The 20,510-nt window shown below is 65.7% G+C and carries 21 protein-coding genes; 17 read left to right on the top strand and 4 right to left on the bottom strand.

The features are described 5' to 3' along the window. Positions 1–38: 38 nt before the first annotated feature. The 16 genes from BM019_RS17475 to BM019_RS17400 are packed head-to-tail and all read left to right on the top strand — an operon-like array spanning position 39 to position 14,878. Positions 39–773, top strand: a complete 735-nt coding sequence (locus tag BM019_RS17475) for a glycosyltransferase family 2 protein (protein WP_085533558.1) — start codon at positions 39–41, stop codon at positions 771–773. Continuing rightward, on the top strand, positions 770–1,723 hold the full coding sequence (locus BM019_RS17470) for an LpxL/LpxP family acyltransferase (RefSeq protein ID WP_009041845.1): 954 nt from the start codon (positions 770–772) through the stop codon (positions 1,721–1,723). Before BM019_RS17475 ends, BM019_RS17470 begins: the two co-directional genes overlap by 4 nt. Beyond that, positions 1,704–3,248 carry an HAL/PAL/TAL family ammonia-lyase gene (locus BM019_RS17465; protein WP_092419041.1) on the top strand — a complete coding sequence of 515 codons (1,545 nt, stop codon included), beginning with the start codon at positions 1,704–1,706 and terminating at the stop codon, positions 3,246–3,248. Before BM019_RS17470 ends, BM019_RS17465 begins: the two co-directional genes overlap by 20 nt. Beyond that, a complete protein-coding gene (locus BM019_RS17460) occupies positions 3,241–3,666 on the top strand; it encodes an acyl-CoA thioesterase (RefSeq protein ID WP_009041843.1) in 426 nt (141 codons plus the stop codon). The genes BM019_RS17465 and BM019_RS17460 overlap by 8 nt, the downstream gene beginning before the upstream one ends. After that, a complete protein-coding gene (locus BM019_RS17455) occupies positions 3,663–4,355 on the top strand; it encodes an outer membrane lipoprotein carrier protein LolA (protein WP_092419039.1) in 693 nt (230 codons plus the stop codon). The genes BM019_RS17460 and BM019_RS17455 overlap by 4 nt, the downstream gene beginning before the upstream one ends. Then, positions 4,339–6,678 carry an MMPL family transporter gene (locus BM019_RS17450; protein ID WP_092419037.1) on the top strand — a complete coding sequence of 780 codons (2,340 nt, stop codon included), beginning with the start codon at positions 4,339–4,341 and terminating at the stop codon, positions 6,676–6,678. Before BM019_RS17455 ends, BM019_RS17450 begins: the two co-directional genes overlap by 17 nt. Next, positions 6,675–7,850, top strand: coding sequence for a cation:proton antiporter (locus BM019_RS17445; protein ID WP_062823892.1), 1,176 nt, complete (start codon positions 6,675–6,677; stop codon positions 7,848–7,850). Before BM019_RS17450 ends, BM019_RS17445 begins: the two co-directional genes overlap by 4 nt. After that, a complete protein-coding gene (locus tag BM019_RS17440) occupies positions 7,837–9,084 on the top strand; it encodes an NAD(P)/FAD-dependent oxidoreductase (RefSeq protein WP_092419035.1) in 1,248 nt (415 codons plus the stop codon). Before BM019_RS17445 ends, BM019_RS17440 begins: the two co-directional genes overlap by 14 nt. Continuing rightward, the gene (locus tag BM019_RS17435; protein WP_092419033.1) at positions 9,081–9,827 is read left to right on the top strand and encodes a class I SAM-dependent methyltransferase; all 747 of its coding nucleotides are present in this window, start codon (positions 9,081–9,083) and stop codon (positions 9,825–9,827) included. The genes BM019_RS17440 and BM019_RS17435 overlap by 4 nt, the downstream gene beginning before the upstream one ends. Beyond that, entirely contained in the window at positions 9,824–10,309 is a 486-nt protein-coding gene (locus BM019_RS17430; protein WP_009041837.1) for a DUF3261 domain-containing protein, read from the top strand. The genes BM019_RS17435 and BM019_RS17430 overlap by 4 nt, the downstream gene beginning before the upstream one ends. Further along, entirely contained in the window at positions 10,306–11,499 is a 1,194-nt protein-coding gene (locus BM019_RS17425) for a beta-ketoacyl-[acyl-carrier-protein] synthase family protein (protein ID WP_092419031.1), read from the top strand. Before BM019_RS17430 ends, BM019_RS17425 begins: the two co-directional genes overlap by 4 nt. Continuing rightward, a complete protein-coding gene (locus tag BM019_RS17420) occupies positions 11,496–11,969 on the top strand; it encodes a hotdog family protein (RefSeq protein ID WP_092419029.1) in 474 nt (157 codons plus the stop codon). Before BM019_RS17425 ends, BM019_RS17420 begins: the two co-directional genes overlap by 4 nt. Further along, positions 11,966–12,694 carry a 3-oxoacyl-ACP reductase FabG gene (gene fabG, locus BM019_RS17415; RefSeq protein ID WP_009041834.1) on the top strand — a complete coding sequence of 243 codons (729 nt, stop codon included), beginning with the start codon at positions 11,966–11,968 and terminating at the stop codon, positions 12,692–12,694. Before BM019_RS17420 ends, fabG begins: the two co-directional genes overlap by 4 nt. Beyond that, the gene (locus tag BM019_RS17410) at positions 12,694–13,923 is read left to right on the top strand and encodes a beta-ketoacyl-ACP synthase (protein ID WP_009041833.1); all 1,230 of its coding nucleotides are present in this window, start codon (positions 12,694–12,696) and stop codon (positions 13,921–13,923) included. The genes fabG and BM019_RS17410 overlap by 1 nt, the downstream gene beginning before the upstream one ends. Before the next feature lie 23 nt (positions 13,924–13,946). Beyond that, positions 13,947–14,393 (top strand): hypothetical protein, encoded by a 447-nt coding sequence (locus BM019_RS17405; RefSeq protein ID WP_085533536.1) that lies wholly within the window; start codon positions 13,947–13,949, stop codon positions 14,391–14,393. Between the two features lie 38 nt (positions 14,394–14,431). After that, positions 14,432–14,878: a hypothetical protein gene (locus BM019_RS17400; RefSeq protein WP_007925830.1), complete on the top strand. Its 447-nt coding sequence runs from the start codon at positions 14,432–14,434 to the stop codon at positions 14,876–14,878. 86 nt (positions 14,879–14,964) lie between these two features. On the opposite strand, the gene BM019_RS17395 is transcribed toward BM019_RS17400, so the two are convergent. Continuing rightward, positions 14,965–15,858, bottom strand: coding sequence for a LysR family transcriptional regulator (locus tag BM019_RS17395; protein ID WP_007925832.1), 894 nt, complete (start codon positions 15,856–15,858; stop codon positions 14,965–14,967). 121 nt (positions 15,859–15,979) lie between these two features. On the opposite strand from BM019_RS17395, the gene BM019_RS17390 reads away from it, so the two are divergent. Then, the gene (locus BM019_RS17390; RefSeq protein ID WP_092419027.1) at positions 15,980–17,248 is read left to right on the top strand and encodes an MFS transporter; all 1,269 of its coding nucleotides are present in this window, start codon (positions 15,980–15,982) and stop codon (positions 17,246–17,248) included. 91 nt (positions 17,249–17,339) lie between these two features. On the opposite strand, the gene BM019_RS17385 is transcribed toward BM019_RS17390, so the two are convergent. From BM019_RS17385 to BM019_RS17375, 3 genes are all read right to left on the bottom strand, one after another. Continuing rightward, positions 17,340–17,687, bottom strand: coding sequence for a YgiW/YdeI family stress tolerance OB fold protein (locus tag BM019_RS17385; protein WP_062823899.1), 348 nt, complete (start codon positions 17,685–17,687; stop codon positions 17,340–17,342). Positions 17,688–17,820: 133 nt separating this feature from the next. Then, positions 17,821–18,888 (bottom strand): uroporphyrinogen decarboxylase, encoded by a 1,068-nt coding sequence (gene hemE, locus BM019_RS17380; protein WP_009041829.1) that lies wholly within the window; start codon positions 18,886–18,888, stop codon positions 17,821–17,823. Positions 18,889–19,076: 188 nt separating this feature from the next. Continuing rightward, entirely contained in the window at positions 19,077–20,495 is a 1,419-nt protein-coding gene (locus BM019_RS17375) for an FAD-dependent oxidoreductase (protein WP_009041828.1), read from the bottom strand. Positions 20,496–20,510: the final 15 nt, after the last annotated feature.

Raw genomic sequence — 20,510 nt, 5'->3', positions numbered from 1 at the left:
CGATCGGCCGCGCAGCGGACGCCCGGGAGGCAACGCCCATGCATAACCCTTGCGCCGTCATCCCGGTCTACAACCATGAAGCCGCCGTGCCGGCGGTGGTCGAGGCCCTGCTCGCCAGCGGCCTGCCCTGTGTGCTGGTGGACGACGCCAGCAGCCCGGCCTGCGCCGCCGTGCTGGAGCAACTGGCCGAGCGCGAACAGGTATTCCTGGTCAAGCTTGCGGTCAACCAGGGCAAGGGCGGCGCGGTCATGGCCGGGCTGCGCGAAGCCTCGCGCCTGGGTTTCAGCCACGCCCTGCAAGTGGACGCCGACGGCCAGCACGACCTGCGCGATGTGGATAACTTTATCGCCACCTCCCGCACCCACCCCGAAGCGCTGGTTTGCGGTTATCCACAGTACGACGCCAGCGTGCCCAAGGGCCGTTTTTACGCGCGCTACCTGACCCACGTCTGGGTCTGGATCAATACCCTGTCGTTGCAGATCCCCGACTCCATGTGCGGCTTCCGGGTCTACCCCCTGCCGCCCATCCTGGCGCTGATCGACTCGGTGAAGATCGGCCAGCGCATGGATTTCGACACCGATATCCTGGTGCGCCTGGCCTGGCGCAACCAGCCGATGCGCTGGTTGCCGACCCAGGTCCGTTACCCGGCGGATGGCCTTTCGCACTTTCGCCTGTTCCACGACAACCTGCTGATTTCCAGCATGCACGCCCGGCTGTTCTTCGGCATGTTGCTGCGCGCGCCGCTGATCCTCTGGCGACGGTGGCAAGCATGACGGCGCTACACGACAAGCAGGACAAGCAACATTGGGCCGAGCACAAAGAGCGCGGCAGCTTCTGGCTGATGAAGCTCACCGCCTTCGGCGTGCGCGTGCTCGGCCGCCGGGTGTTGAGCCCGGTGCTGTACATCATCGTGTTCTATTTCTTCCTGTTCGGCCGCGGTGCCCGCCGCAGCGCCTGGTTGTACCAGCAGCGCCTGGCCGACTGGAGCGGCAAGGCCGAACTGCGTCCCAGCCACTGGCGGGTATTCGGCCAGTTCATGGCATTCGCCGACTCCCTGCTGGACAAGCTCGACGTGTGGAACGGCAAGCTGCGCCTGGAACAGATCGAGATCGTCGACCCGGCCCGGCTGCGCGACCAGTTGCGCGGCACCCGCGGACAGATGCTGGTGGGCGCGCACCTGGGCAACCTGGAAGTCTGCCGCGCCCTGGCCGAGCTGGGCGAGAAGGTCACCATGAACGTGCTGGTGCACACCAAGCACGCCGAGCGTTTCAATCGCCTGCTGGGCGAGGCCGGAGCCACCAACCTGCGGCTGGTCCAGGTCAGCGAGCTGGATCCGGCGGTCATGCTGCAACTGAGCCAGCGCCTGGATCGCGGCGAATGGCTGGCGATTGCCGGCGACCGTGTACCGCTGCATGGCGGGCGCAACGTGCGGGTGGATTTCCTCGGCCATCCGGCCCCTTTCCCACAAGGGCCGTGGCTGCTGGCGGGCCTGCTGAAATGCCCGGTCAACCTGCTGCTGTGCCTGAAAAACAATGGCCGCTATCGAGTGTTCCTCGAACCCTTCACCGAGGCCGTGGCGTGGAAGCGCAGCGACCGCGAACAGGTCATCGCCCAGTGGACTGCCCGCTACGCCGAGCGCCTGGGCCAGTACTGCCTCGAAGCGCCCCAACAATGGTTCAACTTTTACCCTTTCTGGAAGACCGATGACGACGCATCCGCTTGAGCCGGTAACCTTCGGCGAACTCCCTTTGCGCATCGAAGACGTGCTGGCCCTGGCCAACCGTCAGGCGCCGACCCGACTGCAAGGCGACAGCGCATTCCGCCAGCGCATCGCCAAGGGCGCGCAATTCCTCGATTCGCTGCTGGACAAGGAAGGTGTGATCTACGGCGTGACCACCGGCTACGGCGACTCCTGCGTGGTCGCGGTGCCGCTGCAGCACGTCGAGGCGCTGCCCCGTCATCTGTACACCTTCCACGGCTGTGGCCTGGGCAAGCTGCTGGACGCGCAAGCCACCCGCGCGGTACTGGCGGCGCGCTTGCAGTCGCTGTGCCATGGCGTGTCCGGGGTGCGCGTGGAACTGCTGGAGCGCCTGCAGGCGTTCCTCGAACACGACATCCTGCCGCTGATCCCCGAAGAGGGTTCGGTGGGCGCCAGCGGCGACCTGACGCCGTTGTCCTACGTGGCCGCGACCCTGTCCGGCGAGCGTGAGGTGATATTCCGCGGCGAGCGCCGGACCTCGGCCGAGGTACACCGCGAGCTGGGCTGGGAGCCGCTGGTGCTGCGGCCGAAAGAAGCCCTGGCACTGATGAACGGCACCGCAGTGATGACCGGCCTGGCCTGCCTGGCCTTCGCCCGCGCCGACTACCTGCTGCAACTGGCCACGCGCATCACCGCGCTGAACGTGGTCGCCTTGCAGGGCAACCCGGAGCACTTCGACGAGCGCCTGTTCGCCGCCAAGCCGCACCCGGGGCAGATGCAAGTCGCCGCCTGGCTGCGCCAGGACCTGGCCATCGACGCGCCGACCGCGCCGTTGCACCGCCTGCAGGACCGCTACTCGCTGCGTTGCGCACCCCATGTGCTGGGCGTGCTGGCCGACAGCCTGGGCTGGCTGCGCGGCTTCATCGAGACCGAGCTGAACAGCGCCAACGACAACCCGATCATCGACGCCGAAGCCGAACGCGTGCTGCACGGCGGGCACTTCTACGGCGGGCATATCGCCTTCGCCATGGACAGCCTGAAGAACCTGCTGGCCAACGTCGCCGACCTGCTGGACCGCCAGCTCGCGCTGCTGGTGGACGAGCGCTACAACCACGGCCTGCCGAGCAACCTGTCCGGCGCCCCGGCGGACCGCGCCATGATCAACCACGGCTTCAAGGCGGTGCAGATCGGCACCAGCGCCTGGACCGCCGAAGCGCTGAAAAACACTATGCCGGCCAGCGTGTTCTCGCGCTCCACCGAATGCCACAACCAGGACAAGGTGAGCATGGGCACCATCGCCGCCCGCGATGCGATCCGCGTGCTGGAGCTGACCGAACAGGTCGCCGCCGCTACCTTGCTGGCCGCCAACCAAGGCGTCTGGCTGCGTGGCCGAGCCGAGGACGCGCGGCCGTTGCCGCCGGCCCTGGCGGCCATGCACGGCGAGCTGGCCAAGGACTTCCCACCGGTGATCGAGGACCGCGCCCTGGAAGGCGAACTGCGCCTGTGCCTGCAACGCATTGCCGAGCAACACTGGAGGCTGCATGCGTAGTCGGGGCGTGCTGCACGCGGACACCGAGATCCAGGTGCCGTTTTTCGACGTCGACACCATGCATGTGGTCTGGCACGGGCACTACGTGAAGTACCTGGAAGTGGCGCGCTGCGCCCTGCTCGACAAGCTCGGCCACAACTACAACCAGATGCTCGAATCCGGCTACGCCTGGCCGGTGATCGACCTGCAACTGCGCTATGTGCGCGGTGCGGTATTCGGCCAGAAGCTCAAGGTCCGCGCCAGCCTGGTGGAATGGGAAAACCGCCTGAAGATCAACTACCTGATCAGCGACCTGGAAACCGGCGAACGCCTGACCCGCGCCAGCTCGGTGCAGGTGGCGGTGGAGATCGCCAGCCGCGAGATGCAACTGGCCTCGCCCAAGGTGTTCACCGATGCCGTCGAGAGATCGCTGCCATGACGCGTCCGCTTCCTGTAGGAGCGAGCTTGCTCGCGAAAATCGTCAATCCTTACGCACATTACCTGACACCCCGCGGCGCCCTGCGTTCTTTCGCGAGCAAGCTCGCTCCTACAGTGTTCGTGCTGTTGGGGATGCCGGGCCTGGCCAATGCTTTCGACCTGCAACAGCTCAGCGACCAGCTGGCCAAGCCCGAGGTGATCCACGGCAGCTTCGTCCAGGAGAAACACCTGCGCGCCCTGCCCCAGCCACTGACCAGCAAGGGCAGCTTCGTCCTGGCGAAAAACCATGGCCTGCTGTGGCTGCTGAAAACACCGCTGCAACAGGACTACCGCATCACCGCCCAAGGCATCGCCCGCCGGGACGGCAGCGGCTGGCAAATGTTGCCGAACAAGAGCGCCGGGGCCGAACAGAACCGCCTGTTCCTCGCCGTGCTGCAAGGCGACAGCAGCGGCCTGCAACGCGACTTCGAGCTGGCCCTGGCCGGCGACGCCAAGGCCTGGAAACTGACCCTGACCCCACGTTCGCTGCTGCTCAAGCAGGTATTCAACCAGATCAACATCGACGGTGGCGAACTGGTGCAGCGCATCGAGCTGCTGGAAACCCAGGGCGACAGCACTGTGCTGAAGATGCACGACAGCATCAGCAACCAGCCTTTGAGCGACGCGGAGCAACATGACTTTGCCGAGTGAACGCTGGTGGCCACGGCTGTTCCTGCTCCTGCTGGTGGCCGTGCTGGCCCTGGCCGGCTGGCAATGGCGTCATGGCGCGCCGCTGTCGGCCAACCTCATGGAGTTGGTGCCGGGCACCGACCCCGATGCCCTGGAGCTCAAGGCCGAGCAGCGCATGCAGGAGCCGCTGAACCGCGAAATGCTGGTGCTGGTGGGCCACGCCGAGCGCCAGCAGGCCATCGCCATGGCCCAGCGCCTGGGTGAGCAATGGCAGGCCAGCGGGCTGTTCGAGAAGGTCCAGTGGAACCTACAGGCCGACCTGCCGGCGCTGCGCACGCAATTGCTGCAAGGGCGCCTGGCAATGCTTGGCGCCGCCGACCGCCAGCAGTTGATCGAGCACCCCGACGCCTTTATCCAGCAACGCGTCCAGGCGCTGTTCGACCCCTTCAGCAGTTTCAGCCTGGTTCCGAGCCAGGACGACTGGCTGGGCCTGACCGGACGCATCCAGAACAGCCAGCCGCAACATGGTGCGGTGCAACTGGACATCGGCAGCGGCACCCTGGTCGCCGATGCCGATGGCAAGAACTGGGTGCTGCTGCGGGCGCGCACCACCGGCAACGCCTTCGACATGCAGCTGCCGCTGCAGGTGGCGGCCCTGCTCCAGCACAGCCGCGAACAGGCCGCCCAGGCCGACGTCCAGTTGCTGGCCGCCAGCGGCCTGCTCTACGCCGCCAACGGCCAGCAACAGGCCTCCCGCGAGATCACCTGGGTCGGCGGCGGCGCTACCGTCGGCATCCTCCTGCTGCTGTTGCTGGCTTTCCGGCGCTGGCGGGTGTTGCTGGCGTTCGTGCCGGTGCTGGTGGGCATGCTGTTCGGCGCGGTGGCCTGCGTCGCCCTCTTCGGCCATATGCACGTGATGACCCTGGTGCTGGGTTCGAGCCTGATCGGCGTCGCCGTCGACTACCCACTGCACTACCTGTCCAAGAGCTGGAGCCTGCGCCCCTGGCACAGCTGGCCGGCGCTGCGCCTGACCCTGCCGGGGCTGAGCCTGAGCCTGGCCACCAGTTGCATCGGCTACCTGGCATTGGCCTGGACACCGTTCCCGGCCCTGACCCAGATCGCCGTGTTCTCCGCCGCCGGGTTGCTGGGTGCTTATCTGAGCGCGGTCTGCCTGTTGCCGGCGCTGCTGCGCGGCGTCGAGCTGCAACCGGCGCAATGGCCGCTGCGGGTAGCCGAGTGGTTGCTGAACCTGCGCACCCAGTTGCTCAAGCGCGTGTCCAGCCCCTGGCTGCTGGCGCTGGTGATCGCCTTCTGCGCCGGCGGCCTGTGGCAGCTGGAGAGCAAAAACGATATCCGCCAGTGGATCGGCGCGCCGCCACAACTGCTCAACGAAGCCCAGGCCATCGCGCGGATCACCGGCTACCAGCCCACCAGCCAGTTCTTCCTGGTGCGCGGCGCCGATCAGCCACAGCTGCTCGAACGCCTCGGCGCCCTGAGCGAGCGCCTGGAGCAACTGGTCAACCTGGAGAAACTCCAGGGCTATCTATCGCTCAACCAGCTGGTGAGCCTGCCCAGCGAGCAACAGCGCCTGCGCCAGGCCCTGGACGAGCTGCCGCGGCACTGGCAGCCGCTGCTGGATCTCGGAGTACCGGTGGCGGCCCTGAACGCGGAACTCGCGCAATTGCGCGCGCTGCCCAGCGAAGACATCGACGCGGCCCTGCAAGGCCCGCTGGCCGAGCCTTACCGCACCCTGTGGCTGGGCCCCACCGATAACGGCGTGGCGGCGATGGTCAGCCTGCAGGGGCTGAACAACCCACAGTTGCTGCGGATACAGGCGCAGGATCTGCCGGGGGTGCAACTGGTGGACCGCCTGGGCGACCTGAACCAAGTGTTCGCCGCCACCCAGGTCAGCGCCGCCGAGCTCAAGCTCGCTTCCTGCGTGCTGATCGTTGTGCTGCTGATCCTGCCGTTCGGCCTCGGTGGCGCCCTGCGCCTCGTCGCCCTGCCGCTGCTGGCAGCCCTGTGCAGCCTCGCCAGCCTGGGTTGGCTGGGGCAACCGCTGACCCTGTTCAGCCTGTTCGGCCTGTTGCTGGTGACCGCCATCAGCGTCGACTACGCCATCCTCATGCGTGAACAGGTCGGCGGGGCCGCCGTGAGCCTGCTCGGCACCTTACTTGCAGCGCTGACCACCTGGCTGTCGTTCGGCCTGCTGGCGATTTCCAGCACCCCGGCGGTCAGCAACTTCGGCCTGTCGGTGAGCCTGGGCCTGGCCTTCAGTTTTATCCTGGCGCCCTGGGCCGGTCGCCAGCGCCATCGCCAGCCCGTTACGGAGCCCGTCCTGTGATGACCGCCCTGTTCTGGCTCATGGCGCTGCTGCTGTTTGCGCTCGCCACCCGTATCGGCAGCCGTTTTGGCCTGATCCCGATCGTCAGCCAGTTGCTGCTGGCGACCTTCGGCCTGCCGCTGCTGATGCTGTTCTGGATCGAACCGCACTGGCAGCTAAGTGGCGCCCAACTGGTCTCGCCGACCTGGCTGAAGAACCTGTACGGCTTGAGTTTCGCCCTGCTGCTGGGGCATATCCTCAGCGACGTGATCGACCTGCGCCTGGACCGCCAGAGCCTGAAGATCGCCCTGCCGAGCTTCGCCATTCCCTTCGCCTGCGGCCTGGCCACGGCGGTCTGGCTGTTGCCGGCGCAACCCTGGCTGAGCTCCCTGGCGGTCGGCCTGCTGTTCGCCATTACCGCGATTCCGGTGCTGTACCTGTACCTGCGGCACATCGACTACCCGCCGCTGGCCACGCGGCGCCTGGTACAGACCGCGATCCTCATCGACCTCAGTTGCTGGACCCTGTTCGGCGTCGCCCAGGGCAGCCTGCACCTGAGCAGCCTGCTGCTACCACTGGCCGCAGCCTGCCTGCCGCTGCTCCTGCGCGGCCTCGGCCTGCGCCAGCCGCTGCTGCACAGCCTGGGTTTCTTCGGCCTGTTGGTGGTGGCCGAGCACTACAAGCTCAACGCGCTGATTTTCGGTATCGGCTACCTGCTGTGCATGGCCGCCCTCAAGGTGCCGCTGGTGCTGCCGTTAAAGGCAGCCTGGATGAGCCGTTTGCAGACCTTTATCGCCATCCCGCTGATCCTTACGTTCGGCATCGTGCAGATCAACGTGCACAGCGCCATGGACAGCCTCGGCTGGGTGCAGCTGGGGGCCTTGCTGCTGTTGCCGATTGCCAGCAAGCTGCTCGGCAACTGGCTCGGCCTGGGCTGGGCCGGCGCCTCCTTCAAGGGCGCCAGCCGCTGGCGGGAAAGCCTGCTGCTGAACATTCGCGGGCTGAGCGAGATCGTCTTTCTCAACCTGCTGCTGCAACAACAGCTGATCAGCCCGGCGCTGTACTTCGCGCTGATGCTCATGGGCCTGATCGCCACCCTGATGCCGGCCCTGGCCGGGCTGCACCGAACACCTTTGGTCCCTTTGAACCCGAACATCGCCGAACCGGCAAGGAGCCCCAGTGCCAACAGTTGAAATGGAACGCCGCCAGATTGTGGTGATCGGCGCTGGCCCATCGGGCGCCATTGCCGCCGCGCTGCTCAAGGGCAAAGGCCACGACGTGCTGATCGTCGAGCGCCAGCATTTCCCACGGTTTTCGATCGGTGAAAGCCTGCTGTCCCACTGCCTGGATTTCGTCGAAGAGGCCGGCATGCTCGAGGCGGTCAAGGCTGCGGGCTTCCAGCGTAAGAACGGCGCCGCGTTCGCCTGGGGCGAGCGCTACAGCGCTTTTGATTTCGGCGACACCTTCAGCGAAGGCAAGCCCACCACCTTTCAGGTGCAACGCGCCGACTTCGACAAGCTGCTGGCCGATCAGGCCGCCCTGCAAGGCGTTGAAGTGCGTTATGGCGAGGCCATCGTCAGCGCCGACTTCAACCTGGCCAGGCCACAGCTGCAGGTGCTGCGCGAAGACGGCAGCGAGTACCGCGTGGAAGCGGACTTCGTCCTCGACGCCAGTGGCTACGGCCGCGTGCTGCCACGCCTGCTGGACCTGGAGGCGCCCTCGAACTTCCCGGTCCGCCAGGCGGTGTTCACCCATGTTGAAGACCGTATCGACAGCCCGGCCTTTGAGCGGGAAAAGATCCTCATCACCACTCACCCCAGCAAACGCGACGTGTGGTTCTGGACCATCCCGTTCAGCAACGGGCGCTGCTCGGTCGGCGTGGTGGCGGCCAAGGAGCATTTCGACGGCCGTGGCGACGACCTGGACCAGTGCCTGCGCGGTTTCATCGAGGAAACCCCGAGCCTGGCCAAGGTCCTGCACAACGCCGTCTGGGACACCCCGGCGCGGGCCATCGGCGGCTACTCGGCCAACGTCAAGAGCCTGCACGGCCCGGGCTTCGCGCTGCTGGGCAACGCCGCGGAATTCCTCGACCCGGTGTTCTCCTCCGGCGTGACCATCGCCATGCGTTCGGCGAGCATGGCCGCCGCCGTACTGCATCGGCAGTTGCAGGGCGAAAGCGTGGATTGGGAAAGCGAATTCGCCATCCCTCTCAAGCGCGGCGTCGACACCTTCCGCTGCTACGTCGAAGGCTGGTACGCCGGCACCTTCCAGGACGTGATCTACCACCCCGGCAGCTCGCCGGAGATTCGCCGGATGATCAGTTCGATCCTCGCCGGGTATGCCTGGGACGAACGCAACCCGTTCGTCAGCGAACCCAAGCGCCGCCTGCGCATGCTCTCGGAAATCTGCGCCATGGAGGCTCCATGAACGACGCCCAGCCGCAGTACCTGAGCGCCAGCTACGTCGAGGAAACCCGCTTCGGCTTCTGGTTCCTGCGCAGCCATACCTGGCAGCACCATGTGCTGCGGGTGGCGATCAACGACCTGCGCCGCCTGTTCGACAACCAGCCGCCGAGCAACCCGGTGCTGCTGGATGCCGGCTGCGGCCAGGGCAAGTCGTTCCAGTACCTGCGCCAGGTGTTCGCCCCGCGGCGCCTGATCGGCCTGGACGCCGACCCGCACAGCCTCAGGCTCAGCAGTGAAGAAGCGGCGCGCCAGGGCTTGCAGGTCGAGCTGATCGGCAGCGACTGCGCGACCCTGGACGTGGCCGATGCCAGCGTCGACCTGCTGTTCTGCCACCAGACCTTTCACCACCTGGTGGAACAGGAAAAAGCCCTGGCCGAGTTCTACCGCGTGCTCAAGCCGGGCGGTTACCTGCTGTTCGCCGAATCCACCGAGGCCTATATCGACACCTGGGTGATCCGCTGGCTGTTCCGCCACCCGATGCATGTGCAGAAAAACGCCGCGCAGTACCTGGAAATGATCCGTCGACAGGGTTTTGCATTCACCCCGCGCAATGTGTCTTATCCCTATCTGTGGTGGAGCCGTGCCAAGGATTTCGGGCTGCTCGAACGCTTCGGCCTGCGCCGCCCGAAACCCTTTGGCCAACGGGAAGAAACCCTGGTCAATGTGGTTGCCCGCAAACCCCTGCACGAAGGTGCCGCTGGATGATCCGTGCCCTGCTCGTCGGCTGCCTGCTGTTGCTGAGCGCCTGCGCCAGCCAGCCGCCGCTGCCCGAGAAAACCCCGAGCCTGGCCCTGCCGCTGCAACTGCACGTCGAGCGGCAACAGGCCGGGCAGCGCCAGGACTGGCTGCTGGTGATCCAGGCCGAAGGGCCGGGCATCCGTTGGTCGCTGATTGACCCGCTGGGCATTCCCCTGGCGCGCCAGCAACTGATCGCCGGTCGCTGGCAGGCCGACGGCCTGTTGCCGCCGAACCCGGAGGCCCGCGAACTGTTCGCCGCATTGCTGTTCGCCCTGACGCCCGCGGGCGAACTGCGAGATAATTATCCAGCCGCCCGGCAGCACGGCGCGCAGCGTGACCTCGCCCCGCACTGGCAGGTCCGCTATCGCCAGGCTCTGGACTTCCGTCTGGAGTTGCCTCGTGGCTTGCACTACCACATCAGCCCGCTGACCGCCGAGAACGCCTCATGACGGCCTACCTGAATGCCCTCGGGGTGATCTGTGCCCTTGGGCGCGACAAGCAGCAAGTGGCCCGCAGCCTGTTTGCCGGCGACTGCTCCGGCATGCGCGCCGCAGCCGGCTGGGTGCCGGAACGCAGCGTGCCCGTGGCCGCCGTCCAGGGGCCGTTGGCGAGCATGCCGCCGCTGAGGCAACAGGGCAGCCGCAACAACCAGCTGCTGCTGGAGGCCGCCCTGCAGATCCGTGGCGACATCGACCGGGCCATCGCCCGCTACGGCCACAGCCGCATCGGCATCGTCCTCGGCACCAGCACCTCGGGCATCGACGAAGCCAGCCGCGGCATCGCCCATTACCTGCGCGACCGGCACTTCCCGGCCGATTACGACTACCGGCAGCAGGAACTCGGCGCGCCGGCGAACTTTCTCGCCGACTGGCTCGACCTCAGCGGCCCGGCCTATGTGATTTCCACCGCCTGCACCTCCAGCGCCCGCGCCCTGATGAGCGCCCGCCGCCTGCTTGACCTGGGCCTGTGCGACGCGGTGCTGTGCGGCGGCGTCGACAGCCTGTGCAAGCTGACCCTCAACGGTTTCTCGGCCCTGGAAGCGGTGTCCGAGCAGCGCTGCAATCCGTTCTCGGTCAACCGCGACGGCATCAATATCGGCGAAGCCGCCGTGCTGTTCCTGATGAGCAAGGAAACCCTCGGCGCGCAACCGATCGCCTTGCTCGGCGGCGGCGCCAGCTCCGACGCGCACCATATTTCCGCCCCCGAACCCAGTGGCCGCGGCGCCCTGCAAGCGATGCAGAAGGCTTTGCACAACGCCGGCCTGCACGCCGCACAGATCGGCTACCTGAACCTGCATGGCACGGCCACCCAGCACAACGACGCCATGGAAAGCCTGGCGGTCGACCAGTTGTTCCCGGCCGGCGTGCCTTGCTCGTCGACCAAACCCATGAGCGGCCATACCCTGGGCGCCGCCGGTGCCCTGGAAGCGGCGTTCTGCTGGCTGAGCCTGTCCAGCGACAACGCCGCGCACGCCCTGCCGCCCCATGTCTGGGACGCCCAGGCCGACCCGCAACTGCCGCCGCTGCATTGGGTCACCGCCACCACACGTCTGGAGCAGAACGCTCCGCGCTGCCTGATGAGCAACTCCTTTGCCTTCGGCGGCAACAACGTCAGCCTGATTATCGGAGACGCCCCATGATTGACTGGCCGCTCGCCGAACTGCTGCCCCACGCGGGCGACATGATCCTGATCGATCAGGTCCTGGGGTTCGATGAAGAGCAGATCCGCACCCGCCTCACCGTCAAGCCCGATGGCCTGTTCAACCGTGCCGACGGCAGCCTGCCAGCCTGGGTCGGCATCGAACTGATGGCCCAGAGCGTCGCCGCCTACGCCGGTTGCCATGCGCGCCAGAAAGGCCAGGCCGTCGAGCTGGGGTTCCTGCTCGGCACGCGCAAGTTCGAATGCAATGTGGAACACTTCCCCGTCGGCAGCGAACTGCAGATTCACGCCTTGCGCTCCCTGCAAGACGACAACGGCATGGGCGTATTCGAATGCCACCTGAGTGCCCCCGGCATTCAGGCCGTCGCCCGCCTCAACGTGTTCTGTCCGCCCCAGGCGGACAGCTACCTGAACGAATCACCCGTTTTATCAACAGGAGTCCAGCCATGACTGAATCCATATTGGTCACCGGCTCCAGCCGTGGTATCGGCCGTGCCATCGCCCTGCGCCTGGCCCAGGCCGGCTATGACCTGATCCTGCATTGCCGCAGTGGTCGCGGCGAAGCCGAGGCCGTGCAGGCCGAAGTCGAGGCCCTGGGACGCCAGGCGCGCATCCTGCAATTCGATGTGACCGACCGCGCCAGCTGCAAGGCCGTTCTCGAAGCCGACGTGGAAGCCCATGGCGCCTACTACGGCGTGGTGCTCAACGCCGGCCTGACCCGCGACGGCGCGTTCCCGGCCCTGAGCGAAGACGACTGGGACACCGTGCTGCGTACCAACCTCGACGGTTTCTATAACGTGCTGCACCCGCTGATCATGCCGATGATCCGGCGCCGCGCGGCCGGGCGCATCGTCTGCATCGCCTCGGTGTCCGGGCAGGTCGGCAACCGTGGCCAGGTCAACTACAGCGCTTCCAAGGCCGGCCTGATCGGCGCCGCCAAGGCCCTGGCCATCGAGCTGGGCAAACGCAAGATCACCGTCAACTGCGTGGCGCCAGGCTTGATCGACACCGCCATGCTCGACGAGAACGTGCCGGTGGACGAGTTGCTGAAGATGATCCCGGCCCAGCGCATGGGCACCCCGGAGGAAGTCGCCGGCGCGGTGAACTTCCTGATGTCCGCCGAGGCCGCCTACATCACCCGTCAGGTGCTGGCGGTCAACGGAGGCCTGGTCTGATGAAACGTGTGGTCGTCACCGGCATGGCCGGCATCACTTCGCTGGGCAGCGACTGGGACACCATCGTCGCCAACTTCGGCGCCAACCGCAGCGGCATTCGCCGGATGGACGAATGGGATCGCTTCAGCGAGCTCAATACCCGCCTGGCCGGCCCCGTGGACGACTTCAAGGTACCGGCGCACTGGACCCGCAAGCAGCTGCGCAGCATGGGCCGGGTGTCGCGGCTCGCGGTGGGGGCCGCCGAGCAAGCCCTGGCCGATGCCGGCCTGCTGGGCGACGAGTCGATCAAGGATGGGCGCATGGGCGTGGCCTGTGGTTCGTCCACCGGCAGCACCGACGAGATCAAGGCGTTCGGCAACATGTTGCTGAACTCGGTGGCCGAAGGCCTCAACGCCAACTCCTACGTGCGCATGATGCCGCACACCACCGCGGCCAATATCAGCATCTTCTTCGGCCTCACCGGCCGGCTGATCCCGACGTCCAGCGCCTGCACCAGCGGCAGCCAGGGCATCGGCTACGCCTATGAGGCGATCAAGTTCGGCCGCCTGCCGCTGATGCTCGCCGGCGGCGCCGAAGAGCTGTGCCCGACCGAAGCCATGGTGTTCGACGCGCTCTACGCCACCAGCTTGAAAAACGATGCCCCGCACACCAGCCCGCGGCCCTACGACAGCGACCGCGACGGCCTGGTGATCGGCGAGGGCGGCGGCATGCTGGTGCTCGAAGAGCTGGAGCACGCCCTGGCCCGTGGTGCGCATATCCATGCCGAGATCGTCGGCTTCGGCAGCAACGCCGACGGCCAGCACACCACCCGTCCGGAGCAGGCCACCATGCGCCGGGCCATGGAGCTGGCCCTGGAAGACGCCAGCCTCGAGCCTTCGGCCATCGGTTACGTCAACGGCCACGGCACCGCTACAGAACAGGGCGACATTGCCGAAACACTGGCTACCAGCAGCCTGTTCGGCAGCCGGATGCCCATCAGTTCGCAGAAGAGTTTCCTCGGCCACACCCTGGGAGCCTGTGGCGCGCTGGAGTCCTGGTTCAGCATCGAGATGCTCAACCGCGACCTCTACGTGCACACCCTCAACCTCGACACGGTGGACCCGCGTTGCGGCGAGCTGGATTACCTGCGCGGCGAATTCCGGCAGATGAGCTGCGAATACGTGATGAACAACAACTTTGCCTTTGGCGGCGTCAACACTTCGCTGATTTTCCGCCGCTGGCCTCAATGACGTTACCCCCCGGAGAAAATGGAATGTCTTCCCTGCTTCGCGCCTGCCTGATCGTGCTGGCCCTGTTGACCTGTGTCTCGTGCACCAGCAAGCGCATGTACACCCCGGACCGGGTCCTGCCCCCCACCCTCAAGGCCGACCACGAGGAAATGAAACAGGCGATCCTGAAAAACCTGGTCGCCCGCAAGTGGACCGTGCAGCGGATCAGCCCGGAGCTGATCCAGGCCGAGATCACCGTGCGCGAGCAGTACCACGTGGAAATCGACATCCAGTACACACCGACCCACTACAAGATCCTCTACCGCGACAGCCGTGGCATGAACTACGCGGACGGCAAGATCCACAAGAACTACATCCGCTGGGTGCGCCTGCTGGACAAGGGCATCCTGCGCGAGCTGAAGGACAACCAGAACGAGCGGACCGCGCAACAGCTGTCCAGCTCGGCCCAGGCGATTGCCGCGCCTAATTGAGCGCCAGCCGCCCCCTTTTCTACGTCAAGGAGACCACCATGCAACTGAAGACCCTGGCCGCTGCCGCCACCCTGCTGCTCTGCACCCTGCCCGGCGTCAGCCAGGCCCGTGATACCGCGCTGTACCTGCCGTTCGACAAGGTCGTCGCCGAAGCCATCAGCACCGGCAAGATCGACGGCAGCGTGAAGTTCTACCTGGCCGGCAACAAGCCAGCCGGCAAGGTCACGGTGGTCAGCGCCGGTGCGGTCACCAACAAGAAGACCAACGCCTTCAACAAGAGCGACGAAGTGGCCTGCGAATGGGTCCTGCAATCGGCGCTTATCACCCTGCACCAGGCAGCCAAGAAAGTCGGCGCCAATGCCGTGACCGACATCGCCAGCTTCTACAAGAGCAACGAGCGCAAGGACGCGAAAACCTACGAATGCCACGCGGGCGCCCTGATGGCAGGCGTCGCGCTGCGCGGCGATCTGGCGAAGGTGGAGTAAGGCGCCTGTCGATGAAATCGGCATGACCTGATCCACAGTTTCCATCCCCCGGAAACGACAAAGGGCGCCTTTCGGCGCCCTTTCACTTACAACTCCGCCTTGCGGGTCAGCAGTTCGACAAAGGCCTTGGCCATTGGCGAACGCTGGTCGGTACGCTGCGCCAGCCACACCGCCGAGACCGCCTCGGGGTCGAGCAGCGGTCGGTAGACCACGCCGTCGATGCGCATGCGCTGGTAGGACGCCGGCAACACCGAGACACCCAGCCCCGCCGCCACCAGGCCGATGATGGTCATGGCCTCGCCCGCTTCCTGGGCAAAGTGCGGAGTGAAGCCGACATCCCGGGCCAGGGTCAGCAACTGCGCATACAGGCCGCTGCCGTAGCTGCGCGGGAAGAACACGAAGGGCTCGTGGGCCAGGGCCGACAGCGCCAGGCCGGCTTCGCTGCCGGCCACCAGCGGGTGCTTGGAGCCCAGCACCGCCACCAGCGGTTCGCGCAGCAACTCCACCACGCTCAGGGAATCCGGCAGCGGCAACGGCCGCATGATCCCGACCTGGATCGACTCGTCCAGCAGCGCCTCGGCCACCTGGGTGCTGCTCATCTCGCGTAGCTTCAGGTGCACGTCGGGAAAACGCTGGCGAAAGGCGAATATCGCCTGGGGAATGCTTGAGTTGAAGGGCGCCGAGGAGGTGAAACCGATCTTCAGCTCGCCCAGCTCCCCACGTTGCGCCCGGCGGGCCACATCCGCGGCCTTGTCGACCTGGGCCAGCACCTGTCGTGCCTCATCGAGGAACAGCCTGCCGGCCTCGCTGAGCTCGACCCGACGATTGGTACGCTCGAACAAACGCGCGCCGACCTCCTGCTCCAGCACCTGGATCTGCTGGCTCAAGGGCGGCTGGGAGATGCCCAGGACCTGGGCGGCGCGGCCGAAATGCAGCTCTTCGGCCACCGCGATGAAGTAACGCAGGTGACGCAATTCCATGATCGCCTCATTAGGTCGTAGAACATATCAATCAGGTCGAACAATATATTGGAAAGAAACATTAGCCAGCTATATGCTTTTTTCCATTGCCTGACCGGCCGCGCTCCCCCCGAGGTCCCCCGTGAAAACCGCTGTCGCTCCACTCGCCCACGAACTCCCTCCCACCGCCCTCGATGGGGTGGTCGCGCAACTGAACGAGGTCTACATCGAAAAAGGCACGCCGATGTTCATGCGCACGGTGCTGGCGCTGTTCAGCGGCGGTTTCGCCACCTTCGCCCTGCTCTACTGCGTACAACCGATGATGCCGCTGCTGTCCCGGGAATTTTCCATCAACGCCGCGCAAAGCAGCCTGATCCTCTCGGTCGCCACCGGCCTGCTGGCCATCGGTCTGCTGGTCACCGGGCCGATTTCCGACTGCATCGGCCGCAAGCCGGTGATGGTGGCCGCCCTGTTCGCCGCCGCGCTGTGCACCATTGCCAGCGCCCTGGTGCCGAGCTGGCACGGGGTGCTGCTGATGCGCGCGCTGGTAGGGCTGTCCCTGAGCGGCCTGGCGGCGGTGGCGATGACTTACCTGAGCGAAGAGATCCATCCGCAGCACATCGGCCTGGCCATGGGCCTGTACATCGGTGGCAACGCCATTGGCGGCATGAGTGGACGCCTGATCACCGGGGTGCTGATCGACTTCGTCAGCTGGCACACGGCGATGCTGGTGATCGGTGGCCTGGCACTGATCGCGGCGGCGGTGTTCTGGAGAATCCTCCCCGAATCGCGCAACTTCCGCACCCGCTCGCTGCACCCGCGCAGCCTGCTGGACGGCTTCGTCATGCACTTTCGCGACGCCGGCCTGCCGCTGCTGTTCCTCGAAGCCTTCGTGCTGATGGGCGCGTTCGTCACGCTGTTCAACTACATCGGCTATCGCCTGCTGGCCGCGCCGTACCACATGGATCAGGCCTTCGTCGGCCTGCTGTCGGTGGTGTACCTGTCGGGGATCTACAGCTCGGCGAAAATCGGCGCCCTGGCCGACCGCCTGGGGCGGCGCAAAATGCTCTGGGCCACCATCTCGCTGATGCTCGCCGGCCTCGCCCTGACCATGCTCAGCCCGTTGCCGGTGGTGATCATCGGCATGCTGATCTTCACGTTCGGCTTCTTCGGCGCCCACTCGGTCGCCAGCAGCTGGATCGGCCGGCGCGCCCTCAAGGCCAAAGGCCAGGCCTCATCGCTGTACCTGTTCAGCTATTACGCCGGTTCGAGCATCGCCGGGACGGCGGGCGGGGTGTTCTGGCACATGGCCGGGTGGAACGGCATCGGCCTGTTTATCAGCGCCCTGCTGGTGGTGGCGCTGCTGGTGGCGTTGAAGCTGGCCAAGCTGCCGCCGCTGGCCACTCGGTAGTCGCCAAACGAACATGCCGGCGACCAACCCCCGCGATCCATGTGCGGGGGCCGGTCGCCGGCATGAGCGATAACCGAGGCGGTCGATCGGCTTACCTGACGATCTCCACCAGGTCGACGTCGATCTCGCGCTTCATCAGCCCCTTCTCGACCTCACCGGTCAGCCTGACCTGGGTCTTCTCGTTGAACGCCACTGGCGGCAGGTCTTCGTCGTCGATCTCGACGGTGATGGTGCCGCTGGCATCCTTGAATTCGTACTTGTCGTCATTGTTCAGCTTCTTGACCACATGGCCCTGCAACACCACCGGCGTATCGTCCGCGGCATCGTTGGCCGCCGCGACGCTGGTGACGGCTTGGGCGCCAGGACCGGTGTAGCCGACAGCCAGGGCAGCAGTGCTGAACAGCGGAGCGAGCAATAGAACGAGGTAACGGGTTTTCATGGCAGTGATCCAATGTGGGTTTCGATAGCGCCAGATTAACCAGTCAGACTGAATTGAAACTTAATCCGCCAGGCCGTTTCCCGGGCGCAAAAAAAAGGCCCGGCAAATGCCGGGCCTGGTTATCGGGTCGCGATCATTGGTGATATTGCGCCGACAGTTCGTGCACCGCGCGCAGGAAGGCGCCGGCATGTTCTGGGTCGACTTCCGGGGTGATGCCATGGCCGAGGTTGAACACATGGCCACTGCCCTTGCCGTAGCTGGCGAGGATGCGCCCGACTTCGGCACGGATCGCCTCCGGCTTGGCGTAGAGCACGGTCGGGTCCATGTTGCCTTGCAGGGCGACCTTGCTGCCGACCCGCCGGCGCGCTTCGCCGAGGTCGCAGGTCCAGTCCAGGCCCAAGGCGTCGGCACCCGCGTCGGCGATGCTTTCCAGCCACAGGCCGCCGTTCTTGGTGAACAGGATCACCGGCACCTTGCGCCCTTCGTGCTCGCGGATCAGGCCGCTGACGATCTTGCGCATATAGGCCAGGGAGAACTCCTGATAAGCCGCCGCCGACAGGTTGCCGCCCCAGGTGTCGAAGATTTGTACCGCTTGCGCGCCGGCCTTGATCTGGCCGTTGAGGTAGCTGACGACCGACTGCGCCAGCTTGTCCAGCAGCAGGTGCATGGCTTGCGGGTTGTCGTAGAGCATCGCCTTGGTCTTGCGGAAGTCTTTCGACGAGCCGCCCTCGACCATGTATGTGGCCAGGGTCCAGGGGCTGCCGGAGAAGCCGATCAACGGCACGCGGCCGTTGAGCTCGCGGCGGATGGTGCTGACCGCGTCCATCACGTAGCCCAGGTCCTTGTGCGGATCCGGGATCGGCAGGGCCTCGATATCGGCCAGGGTGCTGACGACCTTCTTGAAACGCGGGCCTTCGCCGGTTTCGAAGTACAGGCCCTGGCCCATGGCGTCAGGGATGGTCAGGATGTCGGAGAAGAGGATGGCCGCATCCAGTTGTGGATAGCGGTCCAGCGGTTGCAGCGTGACTTCGCAGGCGAACTCCGGGTTCATGCACAGGCTCATGAAGTCACCGGCGTTGGCACGGCTGGCGCGGTATTCAGGCAGGTAGCGCCCAGCCTGACGCATCATCCACACCGGGGTGACGTCTACGGGTTGCTTGAGCAGGGCACGAAGGAAACGGTCGTTCTTCAGGGCAGTCATGTCGGCATCCGGAAAAAAAGTGCGGGCATTTTCTCAGAGCGCGACGCAAAAGGCACGGCGAGAGCCGTGCCTTTTATCTATCGGGTCAATTGGTCGCAGGGAGAGCAGCGCCAAGTTTCAAGCTGCAAGCCCCAAGAGCCGTGGCTTTGAGCTTGCAGCTAATAGCTTGAAGCTTGTCGCTGGCGTCATCAGACGCCCAGGTAATCCAGGATCCCTTCGGCGGCGTTGCGGCCCTCGAAGATCGCCGTCACCACCAGGTCGGAACCGCGCACCATGTCGCCACCGGCGAAGATCTTCGGGTTGCTGGTCTGGTGCTTGTACTGGCCCTGTTCCGGCGCCACGACGCGGCCCTGGCTGTCGGTCTGGATGCTGAACTGCTCGAACCACGGCGCCGGGCTCGGGCGGAAACCGAAGGCGATGACCACGGCGTCGGCCGGGATGATCTCTTCGGAACCCGGGATCGGCTCGGGGCTGCGACGGCCACGGGCGTCCGGCTCGCCGAGACGGGTCTCGACCACCTTCACGCCTTCGACCTTGTCTTCGCCGACGATGGCGATCGGCTGGCGGTTGTAGAGGAACTTCACGCCTTCTTCCTTGGCGTTCTTCACCTCTTTGCGCGAGCCGGGCATGTTCGCTTCGTCACGACGATAGGCACAGGTCACCGCCTTGGCGCCCTGGCGGATCGACGTGCGGTTGCAGTCCATCGCCGTGTCGCCGCCACCGAGGACCACGACCTTCTTGCCCTTCATGTCGACGAAGTCTTCCGGCGACTTTTCAAAGCCCAGGTTGCGGTTGACGTTGGCGATCAGGAAGTCCAGCGCGTCGTGCACGCCCGGCAGGTCCTCACCGGCAAAGCCGCCCTTCATGTAGGTGTAGGTGCCCATGCCCATGAATACCGCATCGTATTCTTCGAGCAGTTGCTCCATGGTCACGTCCTTGCCCACCTCAGTGTTGAGGCGGAACTCGATGCCCATACCGCTGAAGACTTCGCGACGATTGCTCAGCACGGTCTTTTCCAGCTTGAACTCGGGGATGCCGAAGGTCAGCAGGCCACCGATTTCCGGGTTCTTGTCGAACACCACCGGGGTCACGCCACCGCGTACCAGCACGTCGGCACAGCCCAGGCCCGCCGGGCCCGCGCCGATCACCGCGACCCGCTTGCCGGTCGGCTTGACCTTGGACATGTCCGGGCGCCAGCCCATGGCGAAGGCGGTGTCGGTGATGTACTTCTCCACCGAACCGATGGTCACCGCGCCGAAGCCGTCGTTGAGGGTGCAGGCACCCTCGCACAGACGGTCCTGCGGGCACACCCGGCCGCAGACTTCCGGCAGGGTGTTGGTCTGGTGCGACAGCTCGGCGGCGGCGAGGATGTTGCCCTCGGCCACCAGCTTGAGCCAGTTGGGAATGAAGTTGTGCACCGGGCACTTCCATTCGCAGTACGGGTTACCGCAACCCAGGCAACGGTGGGCCTGGTCGGCCGACTGCTGGGGTTTGAAGGGCTCGTAGATCTCCACGAACTCTTTCTTGCGTTGACGCAACAGTTTCTTCTTCGGATCCTTGCGCCCGACCTCGATGAACTGGAAGTCATTATTCAGACGTTCAGCCATAGTTAAAACCTCATC

It is taken from the genome of Pseudomonas sp. NFPP07, from assembly GCF_900115645.1.
Classification (GTDB): Bacteria; Pseudomonadota; Gammaproteobacteria; order Pseudomonadales; family Pseudomonadaceae; genus Aquipseudomonas; species Aquipseudomonas chlororaphis.
Note: the sequence above shows the minus strand (reverse complement) of the source record. Positions and strands in the feature narration are given on the sequence as shown.